The organism is Sedimentimonas flavescens (assembly GCF_025154035.1).
Taxonomy (GTDB): domain Bacteria; phylum Pseudomonadota; class Alphaproteobacteria; order Rhodobacterales; family Rhodobacteraceae; genus Rhodobacter; species Rhodobacter flavescens.
In genome coordinates this window covers 300,974-315,249 of record NZ_JAOALJ010000001.1, presented here as the reverse complement: position 1 = coordinate 315,249, position 14,276 = coordinate 300,974, and the positions used below count along the sequence as shown (strand labels likewise).

Genomic DNA, 14,276 nt, shown 5'->3' with positions numbered 1-14,276 from the left:
CGGCAAGGGACAGGTCTTGGCGCAAATGCACGCGTGCGATCAAGATCTGTGACACGCCCGGCAGGTGTCTTGATCAGCCTCCGTGCACCGCTACGCCAGTTTGCGCGCTAACATTTTGTTGTGCCGATACACAGGGTTTGGCTTGACAGGAATTTTGACCAAGCAGTTAATCGGCGCATTCGGAGGCCGGATGAACCGGTCCGGACGCGCCCAGGGCGCGTCGCTGCTAAACAGAGAGGATACCATGCATTACAGCCGATTACTGGCAAGCGTGGCGCTTGGCGCACTGCTTGTGACCGCATCGCCCGCCTCGCTCATGGCCGAAACCCCTGCCGATACGCTCGTCCAGGCCTGGTCGATCGACGATATCATTTCGCTCGATCCCGCCGAGATATTCGAGTTCACCGCATCCGAGATCGCCGGGAACACCTATGAAACGCTGATTGGCTACGACCCGAAGGACGTGACCGACATCTTCGGCAAGGTCGCGGAAAGCTGGGCCATCTCGGAGGATGGCAAGACCATCTCGTTCAAGATCAAGGAAGGCCGCAGCTTTGCCTCGGGCAATCCGATCACTGCCGAGGACGCGGTGTTTTCGCTGGTGCGCGCGGTCAAGCTCGACAAGTCGCCCGCCTTCATCCTGACCCAGTTCGGCCTGAACGCCGAGAACGTCGATCAGATGGTCGTCGCGACGGGCGATTACAGCTTCGACTTCAAGATGGACCAGGCCTATGCGCCGACGCTGGTGCTCTACTGCCTGACGGCGACCGTCGCCTCGGTCGTGGACAAGAAGGTGGTGATGGAGCACGAGGCCAACGGCGACTTCGGCTATGAATGGCTGAAGGTCAACTATGCCGGTTCGGGTCCGTTTACGATCCGTGATTGGCGCGCCAACGAGGTGGTCGTGCTGGAGCGCAACGAGAATTACGCGGGCGACAAGCCGGCGATGGCCCGTGCGATCTACCGTCACATCCCCGAAACCGCGACGCAGCGCCTGCTGCTGGAGAAAGGCGATATCGACATTGCCCGCAACCTGGCGGCCGAGGATATCGCCGCGCTGAAGGACAATCCCGATATCAAGCTTGAGAGCGGGGCGAAGGGCTCGATCTACTATCTCGGGTTGAACCAGAAGAACGAGTATCTGTCCAAGCCGCAGGTGCGTCAGGCGATGAAACACCTGGTCGATTACCAGACCATCGCCGACACGATCATGGCGGGTAAGGTCATGGTGCACCAGGCGTTCCTGCCCGAGGGCTTCCTGGGTGCGCTGAACGACAACCCGTTCAGCCTCGATGTGGCGAAGGCCAAGGAACTGCTGGCCGAGGCCGGTGTGCCCGATGGCTTCACCGTGACCATGGACACGCGCAACACGCCCGAGATCACCGCGATGGGGCAGGCGATCCAGCAGACCATGGCCGAGGCCGGCGTCAAGCTGGAGCTGATCCCGGGTGACGGCGGCCAGACGCTCACCAAGTATCGTGCGCGCAACCACGACATCTATATCGGTCGCTGGGGGCCGGACTATCAGGACCCGCACACCAATGCCGATACGTTTGCGCGTAACCCCGACAACTCGGACGAGGCAGCGTCGAAGCCGCTGGCATGGCGCAACGCCTGGGACATCCCCGAAATGACCGCCAAGGCCGATGCGGCGATGCTTGAGGCCGATCCGGCCAAGCGCGCCCAGATGTATGTCGAGCTGCAGACCGAGAGCCAGCAGACCTCGCCCTTCGTGATCATGTTCCAGGAGATCGAGGTTTCGGGCATGCGCAAGAACGTCGACGGCTTCATCATCGGCCCGTCGTTCAATGACAACTCGTTTGCGCATCTGACGAAGTAAGACATGACGACACTCACCCACAACAGGGGGCGCCGCGGCGCCCTCTGGCTGCGGCGGGCCGTGGGCCTGCTAGCGACTGTCGCGGCGACATTCTTCGGGCTCTTGCTCGTGACCTTTCTGATCGGGCGGATCGTGCCGGTCGATCCGGTGCTTGCAGTCGTGGGCGACCGCGCGCCGCAATCGGTCTATGACAAGGTGTTCCACGAACTTGGCCTCGACCGCCCGTTATGGGAGCAGTTCTGGATGTGGCTCCAGAAAGTGGCGACCGGCGATTTCGGCACGTCCTTCCTGACCAAGAAACCGATCGTCGAGGATATCCGCCGTGTCTTTCCCGCGACGCTTGAACTGGCGACGGTGTCAATCATCATCGGCACGCTGGTGGGCGTGCCCGCCGGGGTCTGGGCGGCCGTGCGGCAGGGCCGTTGGGCAGATCAGCTTGTGCGCGTGCTTGGCCTTGTTGGCTATTCGGCGCCGATCTTCTGGCTTGGGCTGCTGGGGCTTTTGATTTTCTATGCCAAGCTGGGGATCGTGGCCGGGCCGGGGCGGATCGACATCGCCTATGAATATAGTTTCACGCCCGAGACCGGGCTTTACCTGTGGGATACGGCGCGGCAGGGCGCATGGGACGCCTTTGGCAATGCCTTCTCGCACATCATCCTGCCCGCGTCGCTTCTGGGCTATTTCTCGATGGCCTATATCTCGCGCATGACGCGCAGCTTCATGCTGGCCGAACTGGGGCAGGAATATATCGTCACCGCACGCGTCAAGGGCGTGCCCGAGTGGCGGATCGTCTGGGTCCATGCGCTGCGCAACGCGGCGGTGCCGCTCGTGACGGTGATCGCTCTGAGCTACGCCGGTCTGCTCGAAGGCTCGGTCCTGACCGAAACGGTCTTCGCCTGGCCGGGTCTGGGCCAATACCTGACGAACTCGCTGCAAAACGCCGACATGAACGCCGTGCTTGGGGGCACGCTTGTGATCGGTGCAATCTTCGTGGGGCTGAACCTCTTGTCCGACCTTCTCTATTCGATGCTCGATGCGCGCGTGCGGAGGGGATCATGACCACCCGCGCATGGCTTTTATCCGAGCAACCCGCTTCGCGTCGGCAGGCCCGGCTGGGGCAGGCCTATCGCACCTGGCTTGCCTTTCGCGGCAACTGGCTTGCGATGGTCGGGCTGGCGATCGTGGTGGCGCTGGTCGTCATTGCGGCGCTGGCCGATGTTTTGGCGCCCTATAACCCGATCCTCGGGCAAGATCTGAACACCACCCGCCTGCTGCCACCGCTCTCGCCGGGGCACCTTCTGGGCACCGACGATCTGGCACGCGATATTCTCTCGCGGCTGATCCACGGCACGCGGCTGACGCTGATGGTCGTGGTGCTGGTTGCGCTGATCGCCACCCCCATCGGGCTGCTTGTCGGCACGACGGCGGGCTATTTCGGCGGCTGGATCGACACGGTTCTGATGCGCCTGACCGATATCGTCCTGGCCTTCCCGCGCCTGATCCTTGCGCTGGCCTTCGTGGCCGCCCTTGGGCCGGGGATCGAGAACGCGGTCATCGCCATCGCGATTACCTCATGGCCACCCTATGCGCGCCTCGCGCGGGCCGAGACGTTGACCGTGCGCAACTCGGATTTCATAGCGGCGACGCGGTTGCAGGGCGCGTCCTCGGCGCGGATCATCTGGAAGCATATCGTGCCGCTGTGCATGTCTTCGGTGATCATCCGCGTCACCTTGGATATGGCGGGGATCATCCTGACTGCGGCGGGCCTGGGCTTTCTGGGGCTTGGCGCGCAGCCGCCTCAGCCCGAGTGGGGGGCGATGATCGCGGGCGGGCGGCGCTTCCTGATCGACCAGTGGTGGGTCGCGACCATGCCCGGCATCGCCATCTTCATCGTCTCGCTTGGCTTTAACCTGCTGGGGGACGGGCTGCGTGACGTGCTTGATCCGAAGGGGCGCAAATGAGCTTGCTGAATGTCGAGAACCTGCGCGTGACCTTTCCGACCCGTCAGGGCCCGGCCGAGGTCGTGCGCGGCGTCAGCTTTACCCTCGGGCGCGAGCGGTTGGGGATCGTGGGCGAATCCGGTTCGGGCAAGTCGCAGACCGGGCGCGCGATCCTTGGCCTGACGCCGCATCCGGGCAGCGCCACCGCCGACCGGCTGGAGTTCGACGGGATAGACCTGCGCGGCCTCTCGTCGCGGCAGTGGCGCGGCCTGCGCGGCAAGCGCATGTCGATGGTGATGCAGGACCCGAAGTTCTCGCTCAACCCGGTGATGGCGGTGGGCAAGCAACTGATGGAGGTCTTGCGCACCCATGGCGCTTCGCGCGCCGAGGCGCGCCGTGCCGCGCTTGAAATGCTGGAAGCGGTGCAGATCCGCGACCCCGAGCGCGTCTTCCGCGCCTATCCGCATGAGCTGTCGGGCGGCATGGGCCAGCGCGCGATGATCGCGATGATGCTGGTCTCCGCGCCCGACCTGCTGATCGCGGATGAGCCGACCTCGGCGCTGGATGTGACGATCCAGATCGAGGTGCTGCGCATTCTCGACCGGCTGGTGCAGGAACGCGGCATGGGGTTGATCTTCATCAGCCACGACCTGCGGCTGGTCTCTAGCTTCTGCGACCGGGTGCTGGTCATGTATGCGGGTCGCGTGGTCGAGGAGCTGCGCGCCTCGGATCTGTCGCAAGCGCGCCACCCCTACACGCAGGGGCTGTTGAATTGCCTGCCCGCGATCGACGGCGACCGGCGCCCCTTGCCGACGCTTGACCGCGACGCGTCCTGGGCCGAGTGAGGGTATCATGCTGGATGTCAAAGACCTCGAAGTCATCTTCACCCGCGGGGTCGAGCGGGTCCACGCCGTGCGCGGTATCAGCTTTCGCGTCAAGAAGGGCGAAAGCTACGGGATCGTCGGTGAAAGCGGCTCGGGCAAATCGACCGTTCTGCGCGCGATCTGCGGGCTTGCACCCACAAGCGGCGGCGAGATCGCGTTCGATGGCAACCCCTTGCCCGTGCCGCGCGACGCGGCCTTCTACCGGCGCGTCCAGATGGTGTTCCAGGATCCCTATGCCTCGCTCCATCCGCGCCACACGGTCGACTCGGTCCTGTCCGAGCCTCTGGCCATTCAGGGCTTCGACGATCGCGAACAGCGTATCGAGCGCGCACTGGAAGAGGTCGGGTTGGGGCAGGGGTTCCGCTTTCGCTATCCGCACCAGCTTTCAGGTGGCCAGCGCCAGCGTGTGGCGGTTGCCCGCGCGCTGATCCTCGAACCCGAGATCCTGCTGCTGGACGAGCCGACCTCGGCCCTCGACGCCTCGATTCAGGCCGAGGTGCTGAACCTGCTTGACCGGCTGCGGGCCGAGCGCGGGCTGACCTATATCCTCGTGTCGCATGACCTCGCCGTGGTTTCGCATATGTGCGAGCGGCTGCTGGTCATGCAGCACGGGCAGGCGGTCGAGGAGTTGGCGCGCGACGCCCTGCGCGCCCGCGCCGCCCAGACAGATTACACCCGCCGGCTGCTGCAAGCCTCGGTCGGCTATTCACGCGAGGATGCGGCATGAGCACGCCAGTTCCGGTATTCGACGGCCACAACGATTTCCTGCTGCGTCTGTTGCGCGACCCCACGCGGCGCGAGGCCACCTGGCTGACCGGGACCGGCGAGGGGCATCTTGACCTGCCGCGGATGCGGGCAGGGGGCTTTGTCGGTGGCTTCTTCGCGGTCTATATCCCTTCGCCGCAGGCCCATGACGATCCGGATTTCGACGCGATCATGCGTAACCCGCCGTTCAGCCTGCCGCTGCCCGATCTGATCGGGCAGGCCGAGGCGCTGCCCGTCGCCATGGCGATGGTGGGGCATCTGATGTGGATGGAGCGTACGGGGCATCTGGCGATCTGCCGCTCGGTTGCCGATATCCGCGCGGCAATGGCGGCAGGCAAGATCGCCGCGATCCTGCATTTCGAAGGGGCCGAGCCGATTGGTGCCGATCTCGACGCGTTGCATGTCTGGCACGCGATGGGGCTGCGCAGCCTTGGCCCCGTCTGGTCGCGCCCGACTGTCTTCGGCCATGGTGTGCCCTTCGCCTTCCCCTCTGGCCCCGATACGGGCGAGGGGCTGACCCCGGCGGGCAAGGTGCTTGTGCGCGAATGCAACGCGCTGCGCATCATGCTGGATCTGAGCCACCTCAACGAGAAGGGCTTTGACGATATCGCCGCGCTCTCGGATGCGCCGCTGGTTGCCACCCATTCCAACGCCCATGCCATCACGCCCTCGTCGCGCAACCTGACGGATCGGCAGCTTGCGGTGATCCGCGAAAGTGACGGCTTGGTGGGGCTGAACTACGCCTCGGGTTTCCTGCGAGCCGACGGGATCGGCGATCCCTTCGAGGAGTGGGAGCCAATCCTGCGCCACCTCGATCACCTGATCGCGCATCTCGGCGAGGATCGGGTCGGCCTTGGCTCGGATTTCGACGGGGCGACCATACCCGCCGATCTGGGCGATGCGGCGGGCCTGCCGCGCCTGATCGACGCGCTGCGCCAAGACGGCTACGGCGAAGAGCTGATCGCCAAGCTTGCGCATCGCAACTGGCTGGCGGTGCTGGAGCGCACCTGGGGCGCCTGAGTCCCCGTGATTCCCCTGCGTCAACCAAATGTGACGGGAATAGGTCACCCGATGACCGGTTTTGGCCTTAATTTCTCCTTACTTTTGCAAAGATACAACCTGCGCGGGTAAAGTCGGTACATCGCGCCGATGCTTTGCGCCGCATTCTTGCCTTATTCTGTACTTGGCTGCCCGGACAGACACTTGGTGGGGTGCCAGTGAACTCCCGGATCATCCGGTCATTAGGCAAAAATTGGAGACTGAAAATGAAACTGTTCAACGTGAAGAACCTGATCGCCCGCTTCCGCAACGACGAAGAAGGTGTGACCCTCGTCGAATACGCCATCGCTCTGGTTCTCGCTGTCGGCGTGGGCACCGCTGCTCTGTCGACCCTGTCGGACGCGGTCGGGGATAAGATGACCGCCGCTGAAGAGTGCATCGACGGCACGAACGTTGCCTGTCAGTAAGCCCTAACCTAGGTTAGGCCAAGCTTTGTGCAGGCCGGGTCCATACGGGTCAATGGCGGGTAGCAAGCTTTTTCAAACCGAGAAGAAGCGCCGAACATATCTTTAGTTTCGGCGCTTTTTCGTCTGCTGAGGTTGCTGCCGAGAAGGCTCTTTCTAGGCTTAATAAGTCTCGTGTTGAGAAGTTGATGCGCGGCGACGCTATCTGAATCAATGGTAAGGAGATCTAGAAAATGCGAGTTACAGCACTGATCACTTTCGTCGCAGGCTTGGCGGTCGCCGGTGGTTCTGCCTATCTCGCCAGTGATTTCTTTCAGAACAAATACGAGCGCGAAGCGGCTGCGGCCAAGGATCTGGCCCTGACCAATGTCATCGTCGCCTCGCAGGATATTCCCTTCGGCCAGACGATCGAAAGCCAGAAGGTGACGTCGATCAAATGGCCGGTCGAGGCGCTTCCGAAAGGCGCCTTCACCTCGTTTGACAAGCTGCTGCCGTCCTCTGGTCAGCAACCACGCCGTGCAAAGGCCGCGCTGTACCAGGGCGAGCTGATGCTCGCGTCGAAAGTGTCTGAATACGGTGAGAAGGTCACGATCGTTCAGACCATCGGCCAGAACAATCGCGCCGTTGCGATCAGCGTCTCGGCAGTGACCGGTGTGGGCGGCTTCGTGACGCCCGGCGACCGCGTCGACGTGCTGCTAACGCAGGGACGCAATGAAGAACTGAAAACCGTTACCATTCTTCAGAACCTCCGGGTGATCGGTGTTGACCAGACCTCGAATGAGAACGCCGAGCAGGCGCAGATCGCGCGCACGGTGACGGTCGAGGTGACCCCGGAAGAAAGCCAGAAACTCGCGCTGGCGCAGCAGGCCGGAACGCTGAGCCTGGCGCTGCGGACGCTCGACTCGGACGAGGACGGGCCGCTCGAGTCGATCGGCCTCAAGGACGTTCTGCGCGAGCTGTCGCCGGTTCCGGAAGGCACGCCCCTCAAGACGATTACCGTGCGCCGTGGCATCGAAGCGACCGAGGCCGAAGTGCGCTAACGAATTGATTTCAGGAGGATTGTTATGTCTGGTTTCATCAAACGATTTCAAGCGTTTCGCTCGGATGAGGCCGGTACGATCCTGGTGTTCTGGGCGCTGTGTCTGACGGTCGTCTTCGGACTCGTCGCGCTTTCCTTCGATCTGGGTCGCTATGCGATCACGCGGACCGAGTACCAGTCCTTTGCCGACCATGTCGCTTTGGCCGCGGCCGGTGAACTGGACGGGAACGCGGGTGCGATCTCGCGCGCGACCGCGGCGGCAGCGCTTATCTCGGACCGTCAGCATTTCGGTGTCGCGGATGGGGTGCTGACGGGCGGCGAGGATTACACGCTGACCTTCTACACGACGCTGCCCGACAGCGATTTGACGGTAATGACCGCAGTCACGACCGCCGATAGCGAGGCGGCCTATGTGCGCGTTGACGTAACGCCGACCTCGGTCCTCGGCACTTTCGCGAACATTCTCCAGCCCGGTGCGAGCGGGTCTGTCACCGCATCCGCGACGGCGGGCTTTGACACCTGGGCCTGCGATGTCACGCCGCTCATGTTCTGTATGCCGGAGGCCCCGCTGGTTGTGGGGAACCAGATCCTGTTGCGTTCGGGCGGGCAGGGGTCGGCCTGGGGGCCGGGCGACTTCGGGTTCCTAGACCCGAGCGACATGAAGATTGACGAGAACGGCCCCTGCGCCGAGTACGTCAAGGATTGGGAAGCCGACAAGGTGAACGGGGGTGGGAAGCTTTACGCATGCATCCTGGGCGCGGTTGGTGGGCATAACGCCTGTTTCAAGAAGCGTGGCGTGGACACGCAACCCGGTCAGCGCGTTGGTCTTGGGAACGCGGCGTTCAATGTGCGCTTCGACATGTACGATTCCGTCTTGAACAATGCGAACGACGATCCGGCTTATGCGCCTGCGCCGAACGTGATCAAGGGGCTTGTCGGGAACGGAAACGCGGCCTGCATTCAGGGCAAAGAGCAGCCGGCGGGCGTTGACAACCAAGGGGTGGTCAACCCCACGAAACAGTCGATCGCCCTTCCGCGGGATTCCTGCTTCAACACCGCGGGCAGCACCTGTCGTTTTGGTTCGGGCGATTGGAGCCGGACGCTGTACAACGACACGAATTACGGCACGGGACCTGGTACGGGCGATGTTACGCACCTCGGTGTGTCGTCCAGTTCCACGCGGTATGAGTATTATCTGGCCGAGATCGCGCATTGGAAAACGGTGAACAGTATTCTGCCTGCGACCAAGGAAGAAAATGGCCGTCCCACGTGCTCGAAGGAACCCCCCGCGGGCCCTGAGCGCCGTCTGATCATCGCGGCAGGTGTTGACTGCAAGACCAACCCGGTGAGTGGCAAGACCTCGAATGTGCCGGTCGAGAAGTTCGTGAAGATCTTCATCACCGAGCCGGTCGGAAGTGACGGCAGCTCTCCGCCGAGCTTCGATATTTTTGGCGAAATTGTCGATTTTGCTGACGGTTCCGGCGATCAGTCCGGCAAGGGCGGCCTTATCCGCAACATGGTACAATTGTACAGGTGAGCCAGATGCGCATGAGTTCGAAACTCCGTGAAAAACTGAGCAGCTTTGGCAAAGGCGAAGACGGTGCGCAGCTTGTGGAGTTCGCCATTGTCTTGCCGATGATGCTGTTGGTCTTTGCCGTGATCATCGAAGGTGCGCGGATGATGCGGACATACCAGGCAGTTTCTTCGGGTGTCAGGGATGCCGCGCGTTATGTGGCGCGGGTCGCCCCTGCCAATATCTGTGTGGATACCGGCAGCGCGCAGTCGAAAATCGCGACCTACGACGCGGAGCTGAAGAATATCGTCGAAAAGTCGCAGTTCGATAACGTACTGTTCCCGTCCGGGGCGACCATTAATACCGTTAGCTCAACGGTCACCTGCCCAACGGGAACCTTCGCAGGCTATCCGCCCGCGATCGTGCAGGTGACTGCCTCGATGACGCTGACTTTCCTGTTTGACGATGTTTTCAGACTGATCGGGGGATCCTTGGACACCTTGAACACGACCGTGGTCGATCAAAGCAGGGTGTATGGAATATGAGCGTGTTTCACGAAAATAGCGGCTTTCGGACATTCCTTCGCGATGAGAAGGGCGCGAGCCTTGTCGAACTTGCGATGGTCCTTGCGCTCTTCCTGCTGATCCTCTTCGGGCTGATCGATTATGGCCGCTACGCGTTTCATTATGTCACGTCGGAGCGCGCCGTTCACCTTGCCGCCCGGATCGCCGTTGTGCGCCCGCCGGCCTGTGCCGGTCTACCCGAAACCAACGCTCGCGGGAGCTACACGGGGACCGAATATAGCTATGGTTCCGACTGCAAGCAGACCGGCATCACGGGCCTTTGCTCGGATTACGGCACGATAAGCTGTGTCGGTGACACAGCGAACCCGACGGTCGCGGAAATCTGGCCGCGTCTGGACGCCGTGCTTCCGAATGGCTCGACCCCGCAGAACGTGCGTTTTGCCTACACTTTCGACGAAGAGCTTGGTTTTCTTGGTGGTCCGGCCGTCCCGATCGTCACGGTGGAGCTTCAGAACGTCAGGTTCAACTTCATCACGCCTTTGGGGAAGCTGGCCGAACTTGCAATGGGAACCGGCACTTCAAGCCTCGAGGGCGGAACCGACGATCCCGAACCCGGCATTCGGTTCCCGAGCATGAGCGTCTCGCTTCCGGCGGAAGATCTCAATCACGGTAACGAAGGTTAAATGAGGGACAAGATGGCACTCACAAGTAAATCCATTGTCCTTGTCGCAAAAGACGAAGCGCTGAGCGCCTCGCTGAGCAAGATGCTTTCGGAACTCCCCGGCGTCAGTGTCGAGCAATGCGCCGCGACGATGTCTGAGCTGAACGGGCAGGCGCAAAAGATGGCGCTTGCAAGTGACCTCATCATCTTTCGGACTCAGGACGACACGGACGAAGATCTCAAGGCGCTGAAGGTCATTCAGCAGGCTGGCGGCACCGCACGGCTGCTTGCCCTGAGCGGCGAGGACGTCACCCTTTCGAATATCCGCAAGCTGACGAATGCGGGCGTGGCCGAGGTTCTTCCCGAGAGCGTCTCGGCCGAAGAGCTCGACGATCAGGTGCGCAAGCTGACGATCGGTCGCGGGCTCGCCATCGCTGGCCCGGCAATCCGCCAGGGCAAGGTGATCACGGTCGCCAAAGCCCGTGGCGGGATTGGCGCGACGACTCTTGCCGTGAATCTGGCCGACCAGCTGCGCGGTCAGAAGGGCCTGTTCCGCCGGCATGATCCGCATGATGTCGTCGTGGTTGATCTTGACCTGCAATTCGGCACCGTCGCCGGTTTCCTGGATGTTGAGCCGAGCCAGGCGCTCATTCAGATGGTGAAGGAAGACACCGATCCGGATGAGACCTTCATCCAGCAGGCGCTTCAGGAAACCAGCACGGGCATCTTTGTTTTTGCGGCGCCGCTTGGCTTTGCGCCGTTGAACGCGCTTCGGCCGCATCAGATCCAGGTGCTGATCGAGCGCCTGCGGTCGCGGTTTGACTATGTCATCGTCGATCTGCCGCGCGCCATGGTCGAGTGGATCTCTCCGGTCCTCGACGCGAGCGACCGGATGTACCTGGTCGCCGATACCTCTGTCCCCTGCATCCAGCAGGCCCGCCGCCTGATCGATTTCTATCGTGAAGAGAACCTCAGCCTGCCTATCGAGGTGATCATCAGCCAGGAGAAGAAGCCGATCGTCATGAACCGTCACCACGTCGAGGCTGCCAAGGCGTTGGAGCGGAAATTCCGGCACTGGCTGCCCTACGACCGTCGCACCGCGAGTGAGGCGGCCGACCGGGGTAGACCGCTATCTGCCATTTCGTCGCGTTCCGGCCTGTGCAAGGCCATCGGGCGTGTAGCTTTTGACCTCATTGCCGAGGCAGGCGCGGGAAAATCCGCCGCCACGACGAATTAACAGGGGGAAGACAATGTTCAAGAATTTCACGGATCGCGGCAAGAAATCGGCCGTTGATGACAAAATCGTCCCCTTCGCGAAAGCGGATGGCTCGGCTGCCGTTGCTGCCAAACCGGTCGAGGCATTCACTCCGGTGGTGACACCCGAGGATGCGGAACTGATCAAGTCGCTCGAACTCAAGAGCCGCCTGCATGACGCGCTTCTGGACCGGTTGAACCTGGCCGTTCTCGACAAGGTGGTTCCGGAGGAGCTGCGCCGCGAGGTTGCCGCGCTGGTGACCGAGGAGCTGCGCGACAGCAATACGCCGCTGCGCGCGGATCAGTTCAAGAAGCTGGTCGATGAGCTGCTCGACGAAGTCCTCGGCCTCGGGCCGCTGGAGCCGCTGATCGCCGACCCGACGATCAACGATATTCTCGTGAACGGGCATACCAACGTCTATGTGGAACGCTACGGCGTGCTTGAAAAGGCCCCGGTCCGTTTTCGCGACGAGCGCCACCTGCTGCGCATCATCGACAAGATCGTCTCGCGCATCGGTCGCCGGGTCGATGAGAGCAACCCCTGGGTGGACGCCCGTCTGGAAGATGGCAGCCGTGTCAACGCCATCATTCGCCCCTGCGCCATCGACGGCCCGAGCGTTTCGATCCGGAAATTCTCGCGCAATCCGCTGACGCTGGAGCGTCTGGTGCAAAGCGGTGCGCTGAACGATCAGGCCGCCAAATTCCTCAAAGCGCTGGTCGAGGCGCGCATGAACATCCTGATCTCGGGCGGCACGGGCTCGGGCAAGACCACGATGCTGAACGCCATTTCGGCCTTCATCGATCACAAGTCGCGCGTCGTGACGATCGAGGACGCGGCGGAACTGCAACTGATGCAGGATCACGTCGTGCGTCTCGAAACCCGTCCGCCGAACCCGAACGGGCAGGGTGCTGTGCACCAACGCGACCTCGTGCGCAACGCGCTGCGGATGCGTCCCGACCGTATCATCGTCGGCGAGGTGCGTGGCGCCGAGGCGTTCGACATGCTTCAGGCGATGAACACGGGCCATGACGGTTCGATGACCACGGTCCACGCCAACTCGGCGCGCGATGCCATCAGCCGGGTTGAGCAGATGGTTTCGATGATGGGCATGGAAATGCCGCTGAGCGCGATCCGCGCGCAGATTGCCGCCGGCCTGCACATCATCGTGCAGCTCACCCGCCTCTCGGACGGTCGCCGTCGTGTTGTCAGCATCTCGGAAATCACTGGCCTCGAAGGCGACGTGATCACTCTTCAGGACATCTTCGTGTTCCGCAAGAAGGGCAAGACTGAGGACGGCACGATCATTGGTGAGTTCATCCCCACCGGTATCCGTCCGCGCTGCGCCGACGAGCTGATCGCAGCAGGCATTCCGGTTTCGCCCTCTGACTTCATGGTCCCGAGAGGCTGATGCCATGGAAAACCTGTTCCAAAATCAGAACGCGATTTACCTGATCTACCTCGGGATCGGTGTTGGCGTCCTGCTGGTCTTCAGTGCGATGTCCAACCTGATGAGCCGGGGTGAGAACAGCACCGAGGCGCGCAGCCGCCGGATGAAGCTTGTCGCCGCAGGTCAATCGACCGAGGAGCGGCTCGCGATCCTGCGCCCCCCGCCGCGGGTGGGGTTCTTGTCAAAGGTGCCTGTGTTCGGCTCCCTTCCCCAGGATCTGCGCAGGGCCGCCATATCCATGCGCCCGGAAACCTTCCTGGTGTTGTGCCTGGGCTTGGGGTCGCTCATCGCGATATCGCTGCTGCAGTTCGTAGCACCGGTGCTCGCGGTGGTCCTCGGTATGGCAATCGGCGTGTTCATTCCCATGTTCGCGGTGCGCCTGAAGATTTCGCGGCAGGACAAGGCCCTGTTGATGCAGTTGCCCGATGCGCTCGACATGATGTCCCGCGCCTTGAAGGTGGGCCATCCGCTCAGCACCTCCATCGGGACGGTTGCGCGTCAGATGAACGACCCCATCGGGACTGAGTTCGGGATCATCCATGACCAGGTGAGCTACGGCGACGATCTTCCTGACGCGTTTCACGAATTCGCCGAGCGTGTCGATCTGGAAGACGCCTATTACCTCGCCGCGAGTATCGGTATTCAGCATGGCACCGGGGGGGATCTCGCGCGTGTGCTTGAGGTGCTGGCCTCCGTTATCCGTGGTCGGATCACCATGCGCCGCCGTATTCGGGCGATCTCGTCGGAGGGGCGGGCATCCGCCTACTTCCTGACCTGCGTTCCGATCGCGATGTACGCGTTCGTCAATATCGCAACCCCGAGCTATTACGACGGCGTGAGGGAAGATCCGATCTTTCAGCCGATGATGGGCGCGATCGTCATGCTTGTCATCCTGAACGGGCTGATTCTACGCAAGCTCGTCGATTTCAGAATCTGAGGAGGCCG

At 62.3% G+C, this 14,276-nt stretch carries 14 protein-coding genes; all 14 read left to right on the top strand.

The genetic code is table 11. The annotated features are described in order from the left end of the window. Window positions 1–244: 244 nt before the first annotated feature. Window positions 245–1,840: an ABC transporter substrate-binding protein gene (locus N3C64_RS01550; protein ID WP_260011103.1), complete on the top strand. Its 1,596-nt coding sequence runs from the start codon at window positions 245–247 to the stop codon at window positions 1,838–1,840. Window positions 1,841–1,843: 3 nt separating this feature from the next. After that, complete coding sequence (locus tag N3C64_RS01545; RefSeq protein WP_260011101.1) at window positions 1,844–2,899, top strand: ABC transporter permease; 1,056 nt, start codon at window positions 1,844–1,846, stop codon at window positions 2,897–2,899. Next, a complete protein-coding gene (locus N3C64_RS01540; protein WP_260011092.1) occupies window positions 2,896–3,801 on the top strand; it encodes an ABC transporter permease in 906 nt (301 codons plus the stop codon). Before N3C64_RS01545 ends, N3C64_RS01540 begins: the two co-directional genes overlap by 4 nt. After that, window positions 3,798–4,625, top strand: coding sequence for an ABC transporter ATP-binding protein (locus N3C64_RS01535; protein ID WP_260011090.1), 828 nt, complete (start codon window positions 3,798–3,800; stop codon window positions 4,623–4,625). Before N3C64_RS01540 ends, N3C64_RS01535 begins: the two co-directional genes overlap by 4 nt. 7 nt (window positions 4,626–4,632) lie before the next feature. Next, window positions 4,633–5,391, top strand: a complete 759-nt coding sequence (locus tag N3C64_RS01530; protein ID WP_260011088.1) for an ABC transporter ATP-binding protein — start codon at window positions 4,633–4,635, stop codon at window positions 5,389–5,391. After that, the gene (locus tag N3C64_RS01525) at window positions 5,388–6,449 is read left to right on the top strand and encodes a dipeptidase (protein ID WP_260011086.1); all 1,062 of its coding nucleotides are present in this window, start codon (window positions 5,388–5,390) and stop codon (window positions 6,447–6,449) included. The genes N3C64_RS01530 and N3C64_RS01525 overlap by 4 nt, the downstream gene beginning before the upstream one ends. A 245-nt stretch (window positions 6,450–6,694) precedes the next feature. Beyond that, a complete protein-coding gene (locus N3C64_RS01520; protein WP_260011083.1) occupies window positions 6,695–6,895 on the top strand; it encodes a Flp family type IVb pilin in 201 nt (66 codons plus the stop codon). Window positions 6,896–7,125: 230 nt separating this feature from the next. Next, a complete protein-coding gene (gene cpaB / locus N3C64_RS01515; RefSeq protein ID WP_260011080.1) occupies window positions 7,126–7,932 on the top strand; it encodes a Flp pilus assembly protein CpaB in 807 nt (268 codons plus the stop codon). A gap of 24 nt (window positions 7,933–7,956) precedes the next feature. Then, window positions 7,957–9,468, top strand: coding sequence for a pilus assembly protein TadG-related protein (locus N3C64_RS01510; protein WP_260011076.1), 1,512 nt, complete (start codon window positions 7,957–7,959; stop codon window positions 9,466–9,468). A gap of 11 nt (window positions 9,469–9,479) precedes the next feature. Beyond that, window positions 9,480–9,989 (top strand): TadE/TadG family type IV pilus assembly protein, encoded by a 510-nt coding sequence (locus N3C64_RS01505; RefSeq protein ID WP_260011074.1) that lies wholly within the window; start codon window positions 9,480–9,482, stop codon window positions 9,987–9,989. Next, complete coding sequence (locus tag N3C64_RS01500; protein ID WP_260011072.1) at window positions 9,986–10,651, top strand: TadE/TadG family type IV pilus assembly protein; 666 nt, start codon at window positions 9,986–9,988, stop codon at window positions 10,649–10,651. Before N3C64_RS01505 ends, N3C64_RS01500 begins: the two co-directional genes overlap by 4 nt. 12 nt (window positions 10,652–10,663) lie before the next feature. Continuing rightward, entirely contained in the window at window positions 10,664–11,866 is a 1,203-nt protein-coding gene (locus tag N3C64_RS01495; protein ID WP_260011069.1) for a CpaE/TadZ family protein, read from the top strand. A gap of 13 nt (window positions 11,867–11,879) precedes the next feature. After that, on the top strand, window positions 11,880–13,292 hold the full coding sequence (locus N3C64_RS01490; protein ID WP_260011066.1) for a TadA family conjugal transfer-associated ATPase: 1,413 nt from the start codon (window positions 11,880–11,882) through the stop codon (window positions 13,290–13,292). Window positions 13,293–13,296: 4 nt separating this feature from the next. After that, a complete protein-coding gene (locus tag N3C64_RS01485; protein ID WP_218629225.1) occupies window positions 13,297–14,268 on the top strand; it encodes a type II secretion system F family protein in 972 nt (323 codons plus the stop codon). The last annotated feature ends 8 nt before the right edge of the window (window positions 14,269–14,276 follow it).

Coding starts and splice junctions, on each gene's coding strand:
- N3C64_RS01490 (WP_260011066.1), top strand. CDS start 11,880: ATGTTCAAGAATTTCACGGATCGCGGCAAGAAATCGGCCGTTGATGAC.
- N3C64_RS01530 (WP_260011088.1), top strand. CDS start 4,633: ATGCTGGATGTCAAAGACCTCGAAGTCATCTTCACCCGCGGGGTCGAG.
- N3C64_RS01520 (WP_260011083.1), top strand. CDS start 6,695: ATGAAACTGTTCAACGTGAAGAACCTGATCGCCCGCTTCCGCAACGAC.
- N3C64_RS01495 (WP_260011069.1), top strand. CDS start 10,664: ATGGCACTCACAAGTAAATCCATTGTCCTTGTCGCAAAAGACGAAGCG.
- N3C64_RS01500 (WP_260011072.1), top strand. CDS start 9,986: ATGAGCGTGTTTCACGAAAATAGCGGCTTTCGGACATTCCTTCGCGAT.
- N3C64_RS01540 (WP_260011092.1), top strand. CDS start 2,896: ATGACCACCCGCGCATGGCTTTTATCCGAGCAACCCGCTTCGCGTCGG.
- N3C64_RS01545 (WP_260011101.1), top strand. CDS start 1,844: ATGACGACACTCACCCACAACAGGGGGCGCCGCGGCGCCCTCTGGCTG.
- N3C64_RS01505 (WP_260011074.1), top strand. CDS start 9,480: ATGAGTTCGAAACTCCGTGAAAAACTGAGCAGCTTTGGCAAAGGCGAA.
- cpaB (WP_260011080.1), top strand. CDS start 7,126: ATGCGAGTTACAGCACTGATCACTTTCGTCGCAGGCTTGGCGGTCGCC.
- N3C64_RS01485 (WP_218629225.1), top strand. CDS start 13,297: ATGGAAAACCTGTTCCAAAATCAGAACGCGATTTACCTGATCTACCTC.
- N3C64_RS01550 (WP_260011103.1), top strand. CDS start 245: ATGCATTACAGCCGATTACTGGCAAGCGTGGCGCTTGGCGCACTGCTT.
- N3C64_RS01535 (WP_260011090.1), top strand. CDS start 3,798: ATGAGCTTGCTGAATGTCGAGAACCTGCGCGTGACCTTTCCGACCCGT.
- N3C64_RS01525 (WP_260011086.1), top strand. CDS start 5,388: ATGAGCACGCCAGTTCCGGTATTCGACGGCCACAACGATTTCCTGCTG.
- N3C64_RS01510 (WP_260011076.1), top strand. CDS start 7,957: ATGTCTGGTTTCATCAAACGATTTCAAGCGTTTCGCTCGGATGAGGCC.